The organism is Pedobacter sp. ISL-64, assembly GCF_018613605.1.
Taxonomy (GTDB): Bacteria; Bacteroidota; Bacteroidia; order Sphingobacteriales; family Sphingobacteriaceae; genus Pedobacter.
Genome location: NZ_JAGGPU010000006.1, coordinates 638,041 through 657,812, shown reverse-complemented (window position 1 = coordinate 657,812; position 19,772 = coordinate 638,041). Strand labels below are relative to the sequence as shown.

Here is a 19,772-nt window from a genome sequence, read left to right as displayed (position 1 = left end):
AATTAGGCAGTATAATTGGCAGCAATTGGCCTAGCATAAATTACCTAAAGGGCCTGCCCAAAAAGAGCAGTAAATCCATATCAGGGTTGGTATCTCGGATAAGTTGCAGGAACTCGTTTTGTCCATATCGAAATCCAGAATCCACATCTGCTAAGCGTGTATTCTGGATTAGTATTGACAAATTATTAATTAACCAATGCTTTCTTTCTTGATTTTACAAAACTTAATAAGTAAGCCAGTAACAGAAGAGGCACCGCCATCCAGATTATTTCGTGGACACCAAACTTTGCGATTACAATGCCGCCTAAGAATGCGCCCAGTGAAATGCCGATATTATAGCAAGATGTTAAAAGACTGTTTACAAATTCCAATGCATTATGGGGAACAGATTGGGTGGTTCGAATGTTGGGTACTAAAAATCCGCCTGTGTGGATCATGCCCCATAAGGAAACAATAATTACCATAGGGATAAAAATTGTTCCAAAATAATAAGCCAATATTTGCACAGCTATTAAAAGAATAAAAAAGAACCGGCTGGTTAAGATTACATTTTTACCTAGTGCAATACCCATTAACCAGTTACCAAGAATCCCCATTCCACCAAATAGGAGCAGCATAATGCTAATTTGAGCGCCGTTCATATTCGAAATGTTTTCAAGGTACGCGGCAAGGTAGCTATAACTCGAAAACATGGCTGCAAGTGTAAGTACGGTGGAAACCAGGTTTAGCCAAAGCCTGGTATCCTTTAAAACATGCAACTGGCTTTCAGCAGATTTTTCGCTGTTGCCCGGCATAGATGGCACAACAAATAGCAGGCCTAAAAAGGCAATTAAACTAATAATACTGGTTAAGAAAAAAGATGCCTGCCAGTTATGAAAGTAATCAGCAGCATAGGTAGTTAAGGGTACACCCAAAACCGTAGCGATGCTGAGTCCAGTCATGACGACCGATACTGCTTTGGCTCCGCCTTGTTTGAACGCTACTGCTAGCGAAATATTCCAGAACAGCGGGTGGAAGAAGGCAGGCAAAATCCTCGCGATCATCAAAATGGTAAAGCTAGGGGAAAAAGCTGAAAGCAGGTTTGAGAGTATAAAAATACCCAAAACAAGGCATAATAAGAACTTGCGATTGATTTTAGAAGTAAGTGCAGTTATAAATGGAGACGATACGGCAACTGTTATAGCAAAGGCACTTAATAACCAACCGGCTGTATCTACAGAGACGCCAAACTCCCTGCTGATTGTTGGTAAGATGCCGATAACGCCAAATTCGGTAGTGATAATGCCAAAGGCACCTAATGCCAGTATATATATAGACTTATTCATATATTTAAATATTTCGATGTTTATTGGTAATTTGTTGCTAATTTCATGTGTAAGCGTCCTTAATCTTTTAACGAATTTAGGCAGGCGATGTACTCATTGAGCACTGTCTCGTTCAGCAGGTATTTGAAATTACGTCCTTCTTTTTGAGGCACCAACAGGTCTGCATCAACCAGTTGCTTTAAATGGTGGGATACGGAAGGTTGTGTCAGGTCTAAAAGATCATTTACTTCTGCACAATAGAGGCAATCTTTCTTTTTTTTAAATTCCTGTAAAATAGCTATCCTGTTGGTATCACTTAGTGCCCGGGATATCTTTTCTATCTTTTTGTTATCCATTTTTCTTGCTCTGCTCCAAATTAACAAGGGGTAAAGCCTTGGCAAAGGTAAATTTTAATATTGATATATAGAAATGTATCTATGTTTATTGATTGTTTTAGGATAAAGATTTTTAGTCATCTGAGAGATCCCAGTAAGAAGTGGCAAAATCCGCGATCTGGTTTGCATATATCCCTTTAGCAAGATCGAAAAACCCAAAAAGCATTCAGTTTTAAAAAGACTGGCAACCACATCATTGAAATAAATAATATAAATCCTATAGGAATACTAGATTATTATTTTTAGGTTTGCATCATTATATAATACTTATCCAGAAAGACTGAGGGAAGGGCCCTATGACGTCTGAGCAACCTATACACTTGTAAAAGGTGCTAATTCCTTTCTGCCCAAGGGTGGAGAAGATAAGTTGGTTATGCAACCGCATGCTAATTGATTTTGAGGCCGCTCAAAGTTTTTCTGGTAAAAGAACTCCTAAAAAAATCAGAAAATGAAGAAAACTTTTACACTTTTTACGGCTATTCAGTTGCTCTGGCTTCCTTTATTGGCGCAAAATAAGCTGAGTGGATTTAAAACCCAGAATATTCCGATACAGCGTGATATTGAGCAGCAATTTGATGCTGGGCTTAATGAACAAAATATAGGGGCTACCATAAAAGAACTTTCTGCCGATCCCCACCACTTGGGTGCTAATGGCAGTAAAATAGTAGCAGAGTCTGTATTGAAAAAGTTTAGAAGTTATGGCTGGGATGCAAAAATAGAGACTTATTATGTTTTATTTCCAACGCCTAAAACCCGTTCGGTAGAACTTTTAAGGAGCAACAAATACACTGCCTCGCTCGAAGAAAAGGTTATTAAGGAAGATTTAGCAACCGCACAGCAAGGGCAATTGCCTCCTTACAATGCCTGGAGTGCCGATGGTGATGTTAGTGCGGGTCTTGTTTTTGTAAATTACGGTCTACCAGCTGATTATGAAAAATTGGAGCGTTTAGGTATCAGCGTAAAAGGCAAGATTGTTATTGCGAAATACGGCAGATCGTGGCGGGGCACTAAACCTAAAATAGCTTACGAACATGGTGCGGTGGGCTGTATCATTTATTCGGATCCAAAAGATGACGGCTTTGTGAAAGGAGATGTATATCCACAAGGCGCTTATAAGCCAGAATTTGCAGTTCAACGGGGATCGGTAATGGATATGGTAATTTATCCCGGTGATCCGTTAACACCCGGAATCGGTTCTACCAAGAATGCCAAAAGGTTAGAGCGGGCAGATGCCAAAACGATTCTTAAAATTCCGGTTCAGCCCATTAGTTATCACGATGCTTTGCCATTGCTCGCTGCACTTAAAGGTCAGGTGGTACCTACCGATTGGAGCGGTGGCTTGCCAGTTACCTATCACATTGGCGATGGAAGTACTGTGGTCCGTTTAAACCTGGCTTTTAACTGGGATATTGTGCCAGCATACAATGTGGTGGCAAAACTTGAGGGAAGTAAATTTAAAAATCAGTGGATTATACGCGGTAATCACCACGATGCCTGGGTAAATGGCGCTGCAGATCCGGTAAGTGGATTGGCCTCTCTTTTGGAAGAAGCAAAATCTATCGGAAAATTGGCAAAGGCAGGTATAAAACCTAAACGAACACTTGTTTATATTGCCTGGGATGGAGAAGAACAATCGCTTTTAGGTTCAACAGAATGGGTAGAAGACCATGCAGACGAGTTAAACAGTAAAGCAGTTGCCTACATCAATTCGGATGGCAATGGCCGTGGCTTTTTGGAAGCAGGCGGCTCTCATGCCTTAGAAAATCTTGTTTCAGAAATTTCGAAAGATGTAAAAGACCCTCAGGTTGGTTCTAATATTTTTGAACGCTGGAAAGCCAATAAAGCCATTTCTACAGCCTCGCTTACCGAACGTAAGAAAATACAAGATAGCCAAACACTCGATCTGGGGGCGCTCGGCACAGGATCAGATTATTCAGCGTTTTTGCAGCACCTCGGCATCCCTACTTTAAGCCTTGGTTTTGGCGGGGAAGATGAAGGAGGGGAGTACCATACCAATTTCGATACTTACGACAACTTTGTGAAGTTTAAAGATCCAGGTTTTGAATACGGATTGGCCTTATCGCAAACGGCTGGCCGGGCGGTATTACGCTTGGCCAACGCAGATGTACTTCCATTTAATTTTTCTAATCTTCAGGCTAAAATAGCGACTTATGTTACTGAAATAAGCGCTTTGGCAAAACAGCTTAGGGAAGGTGCTCAAAGCCAGAATAAGCTCGTTTTAAGTGGTGCTTATCAGCTCGCCAACGATCCTAAAGAAAACTTGAAAAATCCTCCTGTGCAGGTTGAATTACCTGAATTTGATTTTAAAGCACTGAACTTAGCAGTAGATAGTTTAAAAACTGCATCATCAAAACTTAATCAGACCGTAACTGCTGCACTCGCTTCGGATACTAAAACTGATCAACTCAATACCTTACTTTTTCAGGCTGAAAAACAATTGCTTCTACAAGCAGGTTTACCTGGGCGCCCGTGGTATAGGCATGGCATTTATGCCCCTGGTCTGTATACTGGTTATGGTGTTAAAACCCTTCCTGGTGTGAGAGAAGCCATTGAGCAGTATCATGCAAAAGAAGTACAGGAACAAATTCTCGTGTTAACAACTTCAATCTTAAAACTCACTCAATTTCTCAACCAAACCAATCATCCTCAATTATAATCCATAAACATGAAACTATTTTTTACCCATTTAATAGTCTGCTTTGTTTTGCTTAGCAGTTTGCAGGCTTTTGCTCAAAATACCATTCGCGGTAAGATTACCGACAGTAAAGATAAGCAGGCACTTATAGGTGCTACCGTAAAATTAAAAGGTACCAAAATCGGTACCAGTACCAATGGTAAAGGAGAATTTAATTTAAACTTATCTCAAAAAGCTGATAGTATCATCATCCATTTTCAGGGCTATTTAGAGCAGGTTGTAGCCATCAATAACCGATCAGAAATTAATGTGGCATTGAAAGAAGATGTCCATTTTTTAGCTGATGTGGTGGTTACAGGCGTTGCCGAAGGTACCAGTCGGAAAAAACTCACCTTTGCGCTAACAAAAGTAAATAACGATCAGATTAATACCGTTCCGGCAACAGATGCCTCTCAAACGTTAAGAGGAAAGGTTGCAGGGATCCAGATCAGCCAATCTTCTGGTAATTCGGGGGCAACAGTTTATCTGCGTGGCGCTAAATCGGTATCGGGCAATATTGCGCCGCTTTTGGTGGTGGATGGATTTGTAACCGCATTAAACCTGTCTGACTTAAATCCGCAGGATATAGAATCTATTGAAGTGGTTAAAGGCGCAGCGGCTTCGGCCCTTTATGGAACCAGGGGTGAAGGCGGAATTATCCAGGTGCTCACCAAAAAAGGAAAGGGTGCCGGAAAGGTGAATATCATTGTCGATAATGAATTTGGCTTAAGCAATGTGCAAAATACGCCGCCAACTTCTCAGTTTCATCATTTTAAGGTTAATTCCGGTGGTTTATTCGTGCTTAACGGCAACGCCAGGACCATCGATGTACAAGCTAACGGTTATTCCCTTAACCTTCACCCATACCCAAATGTATACGATAATGTGGCTAACATGTTAAACAACAATCCATATTTTACAAATTTTGTTTCGGCATCAACTGCGGGTGATAAATATACTTTGTATGCATCTTTTCAAAATCAATATAAAGGCGGAGTTGCAGAACCTGTGGGTGCCGATAAAAGACAAACAGCCTTGTTTAATTTTGGCTATAAACCGGATAAAAACTTAGAGATTAACCTAAGCCTGCAATACTTTAACAACAAAACGCCTTCTTCTTCCATATCATCAAGTGGTAGCGGCTCCTTGTTATATGCTACTTCATTATACGAACCTTTTATCAATCTTCAGGAACGCGATGCCTCAGGGAAATATGCCTTTAAACCCTATGGTTTTGATATACAGAACTTCAATGTGAACAATCCTTTTTACCAGCTGAGCTACCGTGAATATGAAAATAACAGCGATAATTTACTTGCTGGTATAAAAGTGAAATACCAGTTTACCGATAAGTTGAATGCGGAGGTATATACTTCTATACAGAACGAAAATTACAATGAAACGGATTACTACCCGATTGGCTTTCAGACGATTTCTGCCGACATTACCCGTAACAATGGTTATTATGGCGAACAGACATCAAAAACCACTTCCAAAAACGGTCAGGCCCAGTTAAACTATAACAATAAATTTAACGATTTCGACTTCGGGGCAACGCTAAAAGCCGTATACGAGGAGAACAGGATTACATCATTATCTGGCTCTGGCTATAACCTGAGTGCACCTGTTAAGAGTTTAGCTGCGGCATCAGCTGATAGTAGAAGTATTGGCTCTACCTGGGAACAAACAGTTAACTATGGTTACTTTTTAAACCTAAAAGCCGCTTGGAAAGAAAAGATTTTTGTTGATGTACTGGGCCGCTTGGATAACAGCTCGAGATTTGGTGCTGATGTTGGAACAGCGTTTTTCCCAAGGGTATCTACTGCATATCGGTTAACAGAAGATGTGAAGTTGGGTATCATTAACGAATTAAAATTGAGGGTAGCTTATGGTAAGGCCGGAAGTTTGCCTCCATTTGGTGCTAAGGATAGTCAGGTTTCCTTATCCAGTTCTGGCGGCGTAAGCTATAATCAACGTGAAAATACAGATCTGAAAAGGGCTATTACCTCCGAACTCGAATTTGGTATTGACGCACAGTTGTTTAAACGTATTAATGTTCAGGCCAATTATGCGTTTTCGAAAAGTATAAACGATTTTATCCTGGTGCCGGCTTTTCCACCAACTACAGGTTCGGCAAGAATTTATGGGAATTTGGGTGCAGTAAAATCGAACTCGCTCGAGCTCGAAATTAACGGCAATGTGATTACCAAAAATGCCTTTACCTGGAATACCGGAATTACCTTTAGCAGAATTAGAAGTAAAATTACCTCATTGGGTGATGTACCAGAGTTTACCGATGGCGATTTTAGAAAAGCACCTGGAGTAAGCCCTTTTGCCTTTTATGGTTATAGTGTGCTCACTGGTCTCGATCAATTGGAAACCAATGCACAGGGACTGGTTACCAATGCAGCAGGCGGAATTTACAGGCTAAGCGATTTTGCTGTTAATCAATTGGGGTTTGTGGTTTTGAAAAGCCAGCAAGGTACAGCAGCTGAAACACCTTTGTTGTACCAAAATGCAGCTACTGGTAATTCGAAAATTATTGGAGATGCACAGCCCGATTTTATTGTCGGTTTTTCTAATACTTTCAATATCGGCCCTTTATCGCTATATGCGGTGTTGGATTGGAAAAAAGGTGGCCAGAAATATAATGAAACCCAGCAATATCTTACTTATCAATACCGTTCCCCCTTTTCTGATCAGGCAGCACAGGCAGGTTTGCCACTCGCCTTTACTACAGCGGTTTTTAATGCCCAGCAAACCACCGATTACTGGTTGCAGAACAGCAGCTACGTGTCGCTAAGAGAAGTTTCGTTAAGCTACAAACTGCCGCTAAAAGCTATTGGGATAAACCAGGTATTAAGTAATGCCAGACTTGCATTAGTTGGCCGTAACCTATACACCTGGACATCCTTTACCGGAGTAACGCCAGAGGGCAATCAGGATTTTTACGATTATCCAACCTACCGCATTTACAGCGCAAAACTTACGCTAAACTTTTAACGAACAGAAAATGAAAAAAATATTCTACATATCACTTATTGCCTTAAGCCTTAGCGCCTGCAAAAAAACAGATTTCGATAATCCAACAACACTGACCAATCAGGAAGCCATTGATCAGATTAAAGATCTCGGGCTTAAGCTCACAACAAGTAGCATTCAAACTGTTTTTAGCACTTCAACAAGTGCATCTGGCACGCATTTTAGTCTTTTAGCCGATCAGACTACCAATACCAACGGAAATTCTTCCTGGTGGGATTTTGCGAACGAACCGCGTCTAAGACTCAATAACAATACTTCTTACCGTGGTGCAGTTACCTGGAATACTTTTTACAATAACTTTTATCAGGCCAATTTAGATGCCACGCTGGCATTGGATATTATTGAAAAGCAGGGTAAAAAGATTTACGATACACAGGGTACAGATAGAACGCAGGATTGCCTTGTTGCAGCATATTATGCCAAAGGAGTAGCTCAGGGCTATCTTGGTGTTATTTTCGACCGTGGTATTATCGTAGATGACGTGAACTTGAGCACGAAAGATTTTCCTGATTCTTACAAGGCCTTAATTGCCAACGGAATTAAGCTGATTGATAAATCTATAACGCTGGCAGAAGCGAATGCACAATTTAAATTCGATTTCCTCAGTGGAAAGACATTCAGTAAAGCCGACTTTATTAAACTGGCCAATTCTATGGCTGCAAGGATTTTATCTTCTGAGGCCCGTGATAAGACCGAAGCAGAAAAAATTGGCGATGCACAATGGAATAAAGTATTGGCCTACGCCGAAAAAGGATTTACCTCCGATTTTGTAATCACCACGGTAACAGGAGGCTATTACAATCAGTTATTGACCAATTTATTACAGCGCAATTCAGATGGTTCTGGTTGGTTGCCACCAGATCTTAAAATTGCCTATTTGGCCGATAAAATCGGAAATACCCCTAAATTTTACCCTTTAACCGGAATATTACCCAACATTAGCAGCAACGATAAACGTTTCGATAATTATTTTGGATACACCACAAGTTTTGGAATATTTATAGAATCGCGTGGACGTGGGCTTTTTACCAATTGGTACCGAAAAAGATGGTATAATACAGCCAACACACTAAACTCACCAGGTGCAGTTAATCCATATTTCCTGGCCGAAGAGATCAGGTTATTAAAGGCTGAATCCAAATTTTGGCTGAAGGATTACGCAGGCGCAGCTGTCATACTAAATGATCCGGCAGCTGCAAGAAAAGCCATAGGAACGCTTCCTGATGTTGCAGCAACCCAGGCTGATTTGAGAAAACAATTGCATTATGAATATGCCATTGAAATAGATGGCGCTGGTGGTGCATTTCTGCCATTTACGTTTATGCGCAGGAACAATTTGCTCGTAGGCGGTACGCCAACTGAATATCCTTTGCCGCAACTCCAGCTCGATCTGGTAAAACAACCCGTTTATACTTTTGGTGGCAACGCCTACTTCGGCGAAAAAGGAAAATATGGCGAAGTAGCCACCGCACTTGATGAAGGCTGGAAAGCCGCTGAAAAATAATTTAGACAACATTTAACTCTTTAAACTTATCATTATGAAAATGAAACTATTAACCTTTGTCGCAGTTTTGCTTACACTTAGTGGATTTGCACAACAGCCAAAATTCGAAAACCCAAATGCCGATAGCAGAGGCTATCTGGTAAAAGTAGGGGATAAAGCCCCCGATGATTTTGAACTTGTTCTCCATGACGGAAAGAAAACTACGTTAAAAGAATTAAAAGGAAAAATCGTCATCCTACAGTTCACCGCTGCATGGTGTAAGGTATGCAGAGAAGAAATGCCCTATCTAGAAAGGGACATCTGGCAAGCCTATAAAAATAAAGACGTGGTATTGATCGGTGTTGATCGGGATGAACCATTAGATGTGGTACAGAAATTTCACAAAGACATGAATATTACTTATCCATTAGCCCTAGATCCCGGCGCTAAAATTTTCCAGAAATTTGCCGATAAAAAAGCCGGTGTAACACGTAACGTAGTGATCGACCGGGATGGTTACATCAGATTTTTAACCAGATTATATGATAAAGAAGAATTTAGTCATCTGGTTAAAAACGTTAAAGAATTAACTGAAAGGGCAAGTAAGTAAGAATTTTGCTTGTTTTGTGAGCGGCTGTTTCTTCAAAAAGAACACAGCCGCCTCTCTTTTCCATCCAAAAGATATGAAAATGAGGTAATTATCGGGTAGCGATAAATGATCAAAACCATTTGGTTTTGATCAAGTGCATCTATTTTATAAAAATATTTAAGTCCATTTTTCTAAAGCCCTAATTAGCATGTTTAGCGTTATTAAGTGGGGAATGGATCCGGTGTTTTTAACTTTATTGTTGGAAGCCCATCCAGAGATATCAAGAATTAACAGTGGTTTCCAGCGGAACCAGAACAACCTAAGCGATTATTGGGGAAGGATCTGGATTTGCAAGTGGGGCACGGAATGTAAAACAGGTTTGCTGGTCGTCTGAAGTCACTGTCAATATTCCATTATGTGCCTTTGCTATCTCAGCGGCAATATACAGGCCCAGGCCAAGACCATTCTTACTTGATTGTGCACCTTCTCTATGGAATGGATGGAAAACCCGAGCCATTGCCTCCTTAGAGATTGGACTGCCATTATTGATAACAGAAATCTCCCAAAAGGTTTCGTTTACCAACGCTTTGAGGAATACAGGCGTTTCGGTTGATCCATGAGTAATTGCATTAGCAAGCAGGTTGGATATTAACTGGGAGATTCTTGCGGGATCGCATGCTATAGTTTCACCGATTTCAAAATTGGACTCAATCTGTCTATCTGGCCACACCACCTTTAATTCATCACTTATCTGGTGAAGCAGTTTTTCAAGATCAACTACCACAGGGTTTATGGGAATGCCTCCACCTAAACGGCCGCGGGCAAAGTCCATGATGTTGTTGATCATCTCATACATCCTTTTAGAACCTGACTGTATGATATTGATAAGCCTTTCTTCGCGCTCGTTAACCCCTGTTCCTGCAAGCAGCTGAGCTGCGCTCATAATTCCTCCCAGCGGGTTACGCAGGTCATGTCCCAATACCGCAATGAACTGCTCCCTGATCTGGGCGTTTTTCTGTTCAATGTTTAACCTGGCTTCGGCGAGCTGTTTAGCAATCTGGAGATTTTCCTCATACAGCCTTCTGTCTGATGCCTTAAATAAGGTAAAGCGCATGAAAAGAGGTTGGTTATTGTCTCCTTTTCTTTCATAACCGTTGATGTAGATAGGTATTTTTCCATTACCTGAATTGGCAAGTTCAACAGCTACTTCATCAAAATACCCTTGCATACGCAGTAAAGGCCAAAGGTGTGTCTCAAAATAAATCCTGCCACCAACGGCCAGGAGATCAGAAAAACGTTTGCCAGGAAATTGATCTGGAGTGCTGCTTAGCCATTCTGCCGTACGCCTATTTACACTGACAATTTTTCCTTCTCCGTCGGTGATCACAAAACCGCATAGCGAGGTTTCAAAAAAATCTTCAAAATCTTTTGCCAATGGCGACAAATCGGGGGGCAGCTTATAATTCATGGAGATAGCTAGTGATGGCGGCAATGGTTTCTTCGGGAGCACTTAGGTTTGGACAATGACCTGTAGCATTCATGATCACAAGTTTGCTGTCTGGCATACACTCATGCATATAATGGCCCACTTCCACAGGTGCGATGATGTCATTACTGCATTGAAGAATCAGTGAAGGTACCTGGACATGCTGGAGTATATCACGCTTATCAGTTAGAAAAGTGGTACGGGCAAAATGTTTGGCAATTTCGGGGTCTGTTTTACAGAAGCTATTTGATAATTCATCTCCAAGCTCCTTTCTATCGGGATTGCCCATAATGACCGGAGCCATGGCCATGGACCAGCCAAGGTGGTTGTTTTCTAATGATTCGAGTAATTCGTCAATCTCAGATCTGTTGAAACCACCGATATATCCCTCATCATTGATATAAGATGGGGAAGGACTAACCAGAATAATGCTTTTGAACAGTTCAGGGGCGATATCTGCTGCAATAAGGCCCATGATTGCACTAACCGAATGCCCTACAAAAACAATATCTTTGACTTCCAGCCCGCTTGCAATCTCTATAATATCATGGGCATAACCATCAAGATTAGCGTATTTCTTATAAGAATAAGCAGAAAGATCTGAGCTGCCAGCGCCAACATGATCAAATAATACGATTTTGTAGTCAGCCTCGAAAGCAGGACAAACAAAACGCCACATGTTCTGGTCACAGCCAAAGCCATGTGCGAACATCATAACGTTCGCGCCAGATCCTTTAACAATTACATTATTCCTTTCAATTACATTCATATCGATCGCCTGTAAAGATAATACTTTTTCAAACCGAATATGCAATGGTATGTAGATGGATATTAGATAGAAAATACCAGTGTAAGGTGATAAACCATGCGTGAATGGTTTATTCTATCGACAGCACAGTTGAATAGCCGTGCAATGCTCCTCAATAATAGATAATCTCCAACAATTAGCGCAGTGCCTATTTTAATGTAACATCCAAGTAAACAGAATGACGCCCGTATGTTTCGTAAAATGGTTTGAAAACCACATCATCAATAGTGAACTGTAAAGATTGTGGATCACCTTTGATTGATTTGCCAATATCTTTGGCATCCAAGGTTACTTTACGCCAATCTTTTCTGGCTTCTGGTTCCTGCGCAGCCAACAATATTGGTCCGTAAAATAAACTGGCAATGTTCTGCTGATCCATAACCGGATCCAGGTGGAATTGGAATGGCATCTTTAAATCTACAATATCGCCATTTTTCCAATTGCGGCTTATCTTTAGGTAACTGCCTGGCTCAGCCTGAAACTTTTGTTCTTTCCCGTTGATCTTTACAAAGAATCCTTTGGTGGCCCAGCCTGGCACACGCACATTGAGATCAAATTTTCCGCTGCCCTTAATTGTGAGGCGGGTGTGGTCTTCTTTTGGAAAATTTGTTGTCTGTTCTACCCTAATCTGGCGTTCTGTCCATGTTAGTATTGAGGGAATGTACAGGTTCACATAAAGCGCCTGGTTATCTTTGCTTTTGAAGTAGATTGAATTTTGTAGTTTCGTGCTGCTCTCAATTGCAGTGCCGTTACAGCAGGTAAAACCTGTCATATCCGCGTTGCCAAATTGTTTAACAGATCCTGGTCTGAGTGGTACATGATAAGTATTGGCAGGACTGTTCTGGGCAACAGATGCCAGAATATGATTGTATAAGCCACGCTCATAATAATCCATCAGCTCTGCCCGCTGATCGAATAGAAATAGGTCTCCGGTTAGTTTTAGCATATTATAGGTGGCACAGGTTTCATTCTGCCCTCCTTCAGAGAAGCCATTTTCGTACAAGGTAGCTGGCTGCGCAATAAAACACTCCGCATTGGCAGGGTTACGGGCACCTGCAACACCTCCGATACTATACATGTAATCGTCTACCATTTTGTGCCAGAAGTTATCCGCTATACTGTAATATTCAGGTTTATTGGATACCCTGTACATTTCGATACTCCCTACAATTTGGGGTATGTGCTGATTGGCATGCAGTCCACGGAAAATATCCACGTTTTTGGCCAGCCCATGCGAATGTACTGTATCACCAAAGAAAACCTTTATATTATCAAATAATTGTGCTGTTTTTAGGTATTTCGGATCATTTGTAATCTGGTATAAACGGGCCATTACATCATTCATGCCCCCGTACTCGCCGGCAATGTATGTATTCCACATCCTGATGAGCGTTTCCTGAGGCAGCTGGCTTAAGCGGGTATATACCCAGTCACTCATGTCAGTAGCTATTTTAAGTGATTTTTTATTGCCACTTACCTCATATACGTCTATTAAGCCAGCCAAAATTTTATGCAAGGTATAATATGGGGCCCAAACCTGGTTTTTCTGTCCTCCATATTTCGCTCCGTTTTCCAACATGATAAACTGATCGGGAGGATAGGCGCTGATAAATCCTTTTCCCCAGTTCCAATAATCTGTGCGGATGCCCGATGCACTAAGGTCAGAATCATAATCTGATTTACCGGGGCCATGCGGCACAGCGCTCGGATCAGATACTGAGGTGGAATCTGAATTTTTAGGGTTTCCTGATAATTGCGATAGTTCATAGAGCGTATTGATCATATACTCCATTTTTTTTGAGAAATTCGTCTGCAGTGCCTTGTCATATCCGGTGCCGGCATAGGCCTGGGCAATTGCCGAAAGGTAGTGGCCGGTGGCATGCCCCCTTAATTTGGTATCTTCACTGTCCCATACCCCCAAAGGTTTTGCTCCTTCGGGTTGTTTCTGGCCAAAAGCTTGGCGGAACATGTAGAGGAAAGAGTTAGGGTCGGTTTTAGCTAATGTTTTGATAAATTTATCACGGTTTTCGATAAATTTGGTTACATGGCCATGAACATCCGTTTGTAGAGAAACCCTGTTTAAAGCAAATGGTTCTAGCTTTAAGGCTGGCGAGGCTGATTTTTTAAGCGCTTTTATTGTTACAAATGCTTTAGGTTGAAAAGACGTTCCCGCAACACGCCCGGTAATGGTGTAACTTCCAGGTTTCAAGACCGTGCTATTATCAGTTGGAGAAGGCCACAACACACGTACTTTTGGACCTTTCATCTTATTCTTGTAGGTGCCCGGTACATAACTGGGTAACCGTGGTAAATTTCCTACTTCTGTTTCCACCTGAATATCGGATACATGGGCTAAATAAGTATTGTAAAGCTGTGGAGTGCCTGAAGAAAACTTTGGGAGATCATCCTCATGCTTACCTACATTTACCGCACTTTCCTGATTACCTCTTTGGGCATTGCGATAAATTCCGGCAATTTGCCCCGCACTTAACGGAACCCGGTAAATACGGAAATCATGTATCATGGCATTCAGATAAGGATCTCCCGGTACTAGCGATTTTCCGATATACAACAGGTTTTTTGCCCCTGATTGCTGATCGAATACCGTTGTTAATTCCAGTGGGATGTGCTTAGCTTCGGCCACAGGCTTACTATTCACATAGGTCACCATAGATTTTGATGGAATATCTATCACAATGGTAATATAGATCCATTTATTCAGTTCTAAAGCAGGAGAAACCGCTGTGTTTTTATTGTTTTCCTTTGCCGTGATCAATGTCTGGAAACCTTCCTGAGCATTTGTTCCAACAGGGGCCACAAAAAAATGTTTGATTACGTCCTTCCCGAAATCAAAAAACCGCTGGCCGGGCTGCTTAGAACGGAGGTATATCCATCCTGATATGCTGAGCGATTCTATATCTGTTAATACTTCTCCTGGAATTGTGACAAAGGAATTGTTATCCCCAGAGAGCGACAAAACCTTTCCAAATCGGCTGTCGTTGATAAATTTGACTCCGTCGCCCTGAAATTTTGCATGAAAATTATTTCGGGACCAGTCTTTGACATCTCCATTAAAGATATAACGCGCACTCATTCCGGTTTCACCGATCCCGTCTAATATCTGATCTCCATTTTGTGCATTGGCAGAAGTGATACCCATGGCTAAAATAGTTGGGAACAGGATGGTACGCAAGAATACTTTGTATATTTTCATGTTTAAATCATTTTATCAATAAGCCTTTCTTAGATCTGTTTATATCAAAGATATTTTATGCCCGGATCTTTTACTAAGTGCAAATGAATTTAAAGAATATTGAATAAAAACAATCCTTAAAATTCATCGATAAAACTATGAAGAAGCCCTGTGTTTTTATGCTTCTTTTTTATCTGATAGCTACTAGATTTTAACAAGTACCCTGCGATACATCAAATAAATTAGGTGATGCCCTGATTGGGACTGATTTTAACGTCCTGCTGAATTTATTTTGGAGATTTTTGGCAAAATAATATTTTGAAAGGTCGTCATTCCCGTGAAAACGGGAATCTTAATACGATAGAAAGGCAAAAAATAAGTCCCTACCAAAGCATTAAGATGCCCAGTCAAGCTGAGCATGACGACACCGCCTAATTTAATTCTTTTACTACTTCTGAATTTGCTGTTTTGATACAGTCTCATCTTTTTAGCGTGAAAGACCCTGAAATAAATTATCTTCGGTGAGCTCGCTAAGGTTCGGTTCAGGGTGACGACCGCCTTAACGGAAAACTTGATTAGAACGTCGCAAAATGAGATTTAATAATCGAAATCAGGTTCTAGTTTTCTAATCCGCTATCAAAAGCACAGCTTGTACTGGTTGGTTAAAATACGAATGTTATGCATCAATATACAACGGAAATCTAGATGACGCTTCATTTATATTTACATCCTGATCCGTCAAGTCTGGTTTTTATAGGTCGGGATATCAACAATTAATTATGAAAAACATTTATCTAAACCTCTTCGTTTTTTTTCTCCTATATAGCGCTTTCCAACCTATAATGGCGCAATCTCAGCATTTGACGAAGGGGCAGGGCAATCCTATTATACCAGGTTATTTTGCAGATCCAACGGTTAAAAAATTTGGAGATACTTATTATATTTATGCAACAACCGATGGCAATGGGGGTGGGTTCGGCCCATCGCAGGTATGGACTTCAAAAGATTTTGTGAACTGGACCATGCAGGATATGAACTGGCCGACAACCCATCATTACTGGGCACCGGATGCAACACAGGGTGCTGATGGAAAGTATTATCTATATTACTGTCAGCCCGTTGAAATATTCGGTGCATCTTCAGCAACACCGGTTGGCCCATGGACATCCCTTTTGGCACCTGGAAAACCAATAGTTTCAAATTTTATGGTACCCAAGGTGATCACACTTGATGGGCAGACTTTTAAAGATGACGATGGTAAGTATTATATGTATTGGGGCACTTGGGGCATTTATCCGGGCCATGGTTGCGGTGTTGGCTTATTGAATGACGACATGAAGTCGTTTTCAAAACTTGCTCAGATTCCAAATACCGATGCGAAAGATTTTTTTGAAGCTCCATTTGTATTTAAAAGAAATGGAATCTACTATCTTACTTATTCATCCGGTTATTGCGAAGATGGAACTTACAGGGTACAGTATGCCACTGCAAGCAACCCGATGGGACCTTTTAAGTATGCGGCGGATAATCCTATCCTCGCCACAAATGGCGATGGAACGGTGCACGGACCAGGGCATCAGTCTGTTCTGCAGCAGGGAGATGATTTTTACCTGGTTTATCACCGGCATAATAACCCACACAACGACGGTGGCTATCACAGGCAGGTAGCGGCAGATAAAATGATCTTCGATGAGAAAGGAAACATACTGAAGCTGGTACCTACACATTCAGGAATCGGCTATTTGGCAAAAAATACGAATCCGCATCCAAATCTAGCGCTGGGCAAAACTGCTGTGGCCTCTTCAAGTTATGATCAGGATTTTAAACCAGAATTTGCATTCGATGATAATAACGGGACTTTATGGAAAGCCAAAAACAATATCGGTCCCTCGTGGATCCAAGTTGATTTAGGCCGAGTCTATGATGTTAAAAGTGTACATACTCAATTTGAATATGCTACCTGGTACTATCAATACAAAATCGAATATTCGCTCGATGGCAAAACGTGGGGACTATACATTGATAAGAGTAAAAACACCCAACATGGAAGTCCGATGATCGATTTTGGAAACATTAAGGCCAGATATCTGCGTACAACAATTTTACGGACAGAATATCCGGGCTTAAATAAGGCGATATGGAACATTAAGGTTTTCGACAATGCCGCGTATAATCCGGTGATGAATACCAGCATCAAAAAATGGGAATCTTTGCAACATTTTGAACCGAAAGGACTGTTGGTGGATCTGAACTTTGATCACCTTCGTATAGGATCAATAGCAGCTCATGTTCAAAATAATGGAAAATTGGGCGGTGTGTTTTCTGCTAACGGAACAAACAAGCCAGTTACTTCAATGATAGGTGGAAAAAAAGCGTTGGTTTTCTCTGGCACCGAGCGCCTGTCATCATCTGTTCGTGCGCCTTCATCTATGCTGGGGAATAGCAGTTATAGCGTGAGTATGTGGGTGCTGAACCCAGAGATTAATAAAGAAGAAACCATCATTTCATGGACAGGAAGGGGTGGTGTTGATTTAAGTAATGCTGCGTTTGGTTATGGGAATAGTAAAGGTGCAGGCGCTGCCACCCATCTTGGCTGGGCAGATTTAGGATATAGGAATTTACCCAAAGCAAATGAGTGGCATATGATTACCATGGTTTTTGATGGGACAATGGAGCGTATATATGTTGATGGAAAATTGGATAGGGCAGAAAGAAGGATGCTTTTCGTAAATAATCTTACCAGGTTTCTTGTAGGCGGAAATGATGATGGAACTTCAGGATTTTCTGGTGCGCTGGCCGCTTTGAAAATTTATGATGTTCCATTAACCGATACAGCGATTAAAGCAGCTTATACAAAAGGCATACCTAACCATACGGTTCTGTATGCAGCTGCAAAAAACCTTGATTATGGGAATTTAGCAAACTGGCCCAACAATGGGGCAGCTTTGGGGGAACTAACCTGCAAGGGAAATGTGGAAGTTGCCGATATTAATGGGAAAATAGCTGCTGTATTGGCAAATGGCGGTAAAGTTCTCATGGGAGATCGCATTAAAAAACAGGTCGATTTTTCAAAACCATTTAGTGCTGTTTTTTCTCTTTTACCTGCTGTTGGTTCAAAAACAGATCTGTTTTTTGGTAAAGGAAATAAAGCCGTAAGGATAGTGGATAATGGAAAATGGCAACAGTTAATCTGTTCTTTTTCTCAGGGCAAGTTCCAGGTATTTATCAACGGTAAACCGGCCAGCCATGCACTGGTACCTAATAATCAAAGGGACCAGCGTATTTTGATTGAATCTACTGGCGGAAGACCAGGTGCCACAACAGCAATATCATCAATTTCAATATACAATTATGGTCTTGATTATAGTGGTTGCTTAAAAGAATTTAATTTTTGGGAACAAACCTTAGGCACAGGCAACTTAAAAGCATCATTTGCCTCAAAACCATCGGCAGTTACACCAAGTATGGTTTATATGGCGGCGGATAAACCTGGGCTGCCAGGCAATGATCTCGAATATCTTTTTAAAAATGATAAAGACAACGGGAATGCAAAATGGTTGCGGTCATCAGCTTATATTGATTTTTCAGTCTTTCCGCAAAGCGGTTATCATTATACGGTGAAAATCAGGGATAATTTTGGAAATGTTACCCAAACATCTCTTCCCTTTGCTGTTAGAACAGATTCTTCACAGTTTGTGACGAGAAAACAGGGTGGATTGGCCCGGTCAGTTCCGGCAACAAAAGACGGCCTGTCAGGAACTTCCTGGGATGGTTTATTGGGAAATGCAGATACCGTTATACAACAATCGGGTATCCTAAAAATGGTTTCGCACAATACATTTTGGGATGGATCGGAGGCAATAGGGCCTTTTGCGTACAACAATGTTGAGGGTGATTTTATCGCCGAGGTAATGCTTTCAGATATGCTGGGGCTCAAGGAGAAGAAAGCCTATGGTGCAAATGAGGCAGGTATAATGGTTAAAGCTTCAACAAATGGAAGAATGCTTTTACAAAACGGCATTATGCCAGGCTGGGGCGTTGGGAATATTGTTACCGACCTTGGGAATGGTGGCAGAAAGCAGACGAACAACCTCTCTGGGTGGACTTTTTATAGGCATCTGCAGATACAACGGGTAGGAAACACATTTTTTATGCGTGGTAGCATTGATGGAAAGGCTTGGGTAGATCTTCCTGGCAGCCCTGTAAAAAGGGATGATTTGGGGAGTAGTGGCTTACAGGTTGGTGTTTACCATGCTACCTATGGTGATGCTTCTGGTGATGCATCATTTAGTGGTTTTAAGATTATCCAAAAGAAATAGCACGAACGCAGATACGTTGATGTAAGCCCTTTAATAATTATTGCAAACCATCTGCCCAGGGTATCGGTTATTAACGGATCAGAACACATAAAGGGAAATAAAATGTCGGAAAAAAACAAATCAATACTGCTCCGGGGCAATGAGGCTATAAGCTCGGGTAATCATGAGGGATTCCTTGAACTATGTACGGAGGATAAGAGATGGGAATTTGTGGGCGAACAGACGATTACCGGTAAGGCGGCTCTCCGCAGGTATCTGGCAGAAACCTATATTGAGCCGCCGAAATTCAATGTAACGGATTTGATCGCCGAGGGTGAGTTCGTTATTGCGGTGGGGGAAATTGAATTAAAGGAAAGGGATGGGAAATGGGTAAAATATGATTATTGCGATGTCTGGCGGTTCAGGGATGGCAAGATGGCAAACCTACGTGGCTTTGTTATTGCAAAAGGTTGAATTTC

11 protein-coding genes and 1 riboswitch are annotated in these 19,772 nt (G+C 41.3%); of the genes, 6 read left to right on the top strand and 5 right to left on the bottom strand.

The features are described from left to right. Nucleotides 1-185 precede the first annotated feature (185 nt). Both J7E57_RS10750 and J7E57_RS10745 read right to left on the bottom strand, forming a co-directional pair. Nucleotides 186-1,325 carry an MFS transporter gene (locus tag J7E57_RS10750; protein ID WP_215127850.1) on the bottom strand — a complete coding sequence of 380 codons (1,140 nt, stop codon included), beginning with the start codon at nucleotides 1,323-1,325 and terminating at the stop codon, nucleotides 186-188. A gap of 59 nt (nucleotides 1,326-1,384) precedes the next feature. Continuing rightward, nucleotides 1,385-1,660 (bottom strand): ArsR/SmtB family transcription factor, encoded by a 276-nt coding sequence (locus tag J7E57_RS10745; RefSeq protein WP_215127848.1) that lies wholly within the window; start codon nucleotides 1,658-1,660, stop codon nucleotides 1,385-1,387. Between the two features lie 303 nt (nucleotides 1,661-1,963). After that, nucleotides 1,964-2,068: riboswitch (SAM riboswitch) on the top strand. Nucleotides 2,069-2,147: 79 nt separating this feature from the next. Here J7E57_RS10745 and J7E57_RS10740 point away from each other — a divergent pair. Genes J7E57_RS10740 through J7E57_RS10725 form a run of 4 tightly spaced genes read left to right on the top strand, consistent with a single transcriptional unit; the run spans nucleotide 2,148 to nucleotide 9,529 of the window. Beyond that, the gene (locus tag J7E57_RS10740) at nucleotides 2,148-4,376 is read left to right on the top strand and encodes a transferrin receptor-like dimerization domain-containing protein (protein ID WP_215127846.1); all 2,229 of its coding nucleotides are present in this window, start codon (nucleotides 2,148-2,150) and stop codon (nucleotides 4,374-4,376) included. A 9-nt stretch (nucleotides 4,377-4,385) separates the two neighbouring features. Continuing rightward, nucleotides 4,386-7,397, top strand: a complete 3,012-nt coding sequence (locus J7E57_RS10735) for a SusC/RagA family TonB-linked outer membrane protein (protein ID WP_215127844.1) — start codon at nucleotides 4,386-4,388, stop codon at nucleotides 7,395-7,397. Between the two features lie 10 nt (nucleotides 7,398-7,407). Then, nucleotides 7,408-8,940, top strand: coding sequence for a hypothetical protein (locus J7E57_RS10730; RefSeq protein WP_215127842.1), 1,533 nt, complete (start codon nucleotides 7,408-7,410; stop codon nucleotides 8,938-8,940). A 34-nt stretch (nucleotides 8,941-8,974) separates the two neighbouring features. Further along, a complete protein-coding gene (locus tag J7E57_RS10725) occupies nucleotides 8,975-9,529 on the top strand; it encodes a peroxiredoxin family protein (protein WP_215127841.1) in 555 nt (184 codons plus the stop codon). Nucleotides 9,530-9,827: 298 nt separating this feature from the next. Here the strand turns inward: J7E57_RS10725 and J7E57_RS10720 are convergent, their stop codons facing one another. The 3 genes from J7E57_RS10720 to J7E57_RS10710 form a co-directional block, all read right to left on the bottom strand. Further along, nucleotides 9,828-10,976: a PAS domain-containing sensor histidine kinase gene (locus J7E57_RS10720; RefSeq protein WP_215127839.1), complete on the bottom strand. Its 1,149-nt coding sequence runs from the start codon at nucleotides 10,974-10,976 to the stop codon at nucleotides 9,828-9,830. Further along, nucleotides 10,966-11,763, bottom strand: a complete 798-nt coding sequence (locus tag J7E57_RS10715) for an alpha/beta fold hydrolase (RefSeq protein WP_215127837.1) — start codon at nucleotides 11,761-11,763, stop codon at nucleotides 10,966-10,968. Before J7E57_RS10715 ends, J7E57_RS10720 begins: the two co-directional genes overlap by 11 nt. Before the next feature lie 187 nt (nucleotides 11,764-11,950). After that, a complete protein-coding gene (locus J7E57_RS10710; RefSeq protein WP_215127835.1) occupies nucleotides 11,951-15,016 on the bottom strand; it encodes a beta-L-arabinofuranosidase domain-containing protein in 3,066 nt (1,021 codons plus the stop codon). A 758-nt stretch (nucleotides 15,017-15,774) separates the two neighbouring features. Here J7E57_RS10710 and J7E57_RS10705 point away from each other — a divergent pair. After that, nucleotides 15,775-19,314, top strand: a complete 3,540-nt coding sequence (locus J7E57_RS10705) for a family 43 glycosylhydrolase (protein WP_215127833.1) — start codon at nucleotides 15,775-15,777, stop codon at nucleotides 19,312-19,314. A gap of 102 nt (nucleotides 19,315-19,416) precedes the next feature. Next, nucleotides 19,417-19,767: a nuclear transport factor 2 family protein gene (locus tag J7E57_RS10700; protein WP_215127831.1), complete on the top strand. Its 351-nt coding sequence runs from the start codon at nucleotides 19,417-19,419 to the stop codon at nucleotides 19,765-19,767. The last annotated feature ends 5 nt before the right edge of the window (nucleotides 19,768-19,772 follow it).

What these genes read in the sequence shown, in the direction of transcription:
- J7E57_RS10750 (WP_215127850.1), bottom strand. Translation starts at nt 1,325, where the DNA reads ATGAATAAGTCTATATATATACTGGCATTAGGTGCCTTTGGCATTATC.
- J7E57_RS10745 (WP_215127848.1), bottom strand. Translation starts at nt 1,660, where the DNA reads ATGGATAACAAAAAGATAGAAAAGATATCCCGGGCACTAAGTGATACC.
- J7E57_RS10740 (WP_215127846.1), top strand. Translation starts at nt 2,148, where the DNA reads ATGAAGAAAACTTTTACACTTTTTACGGCTATTCAGTTGCTCTGGCTT.
- J7E57_RS10735 (WP_215127844.1), top strand. Translation starts at nt 4,386, where the DNA reads ATGAAACTATTTTTTACCCATTTAATAGTCTGCTTTGTTTTGCTTAGC.
- J7E57_RS10730 (WP_215127842.1), top strand. Translation starts at nt 7,408, where the DNA reads ATGAAAAAAATATTCTACATATCACTTATTGCCTTAAGCCTTAGCGCC.
- J7E57_RS10725 (WP_215127841.1), top strand. Translation starts at nt 8,975, where the DNA reads ATGAAAATGAAACTATTAACCTTTGTCGCAGTTTTGCTTACACTTAGT.
- J7E57_RS10720 (WP_215127839.1), bottom strand. Translation starts at nt 10,976, where the DNA reads ATGAATTATAAGCTGCCCCCCGATTTGTCGCCATTGGCAAAAGATTTT.
- J7E57_RS10715 (WP_215127837.1), bottom strand. Translation starts at nt 11,763, where the DNA reads ATGAATGTAATTGAAAGGAATAATGTAATTGTTAAAGGATCTGGCGCG.
- J7E57_RS10710 (WP_215127835.1), bottom strand. Translation starts at nt 15,016, where the DNA reads ATGAAAATATACAAAGTATTCTTGCGTACCATCCTGTTCCCAACTATT.
- J7E57_RS10705 (WP_215127833.1), top strand. Translation starts at nt 15,775, where the DNA reads ATGAAAAACATTTATCTAAACCTCTTCGTTTTTTTTCTCCTATATAGC.
- J7E57_RS10700 (WP_215127831.1), top strand. Translation starts at nt 19,417, where the DNA reads ATGTCGGAAAAAAACAAATCAATACTGCTCCGGGGCAATGAGGCTATA.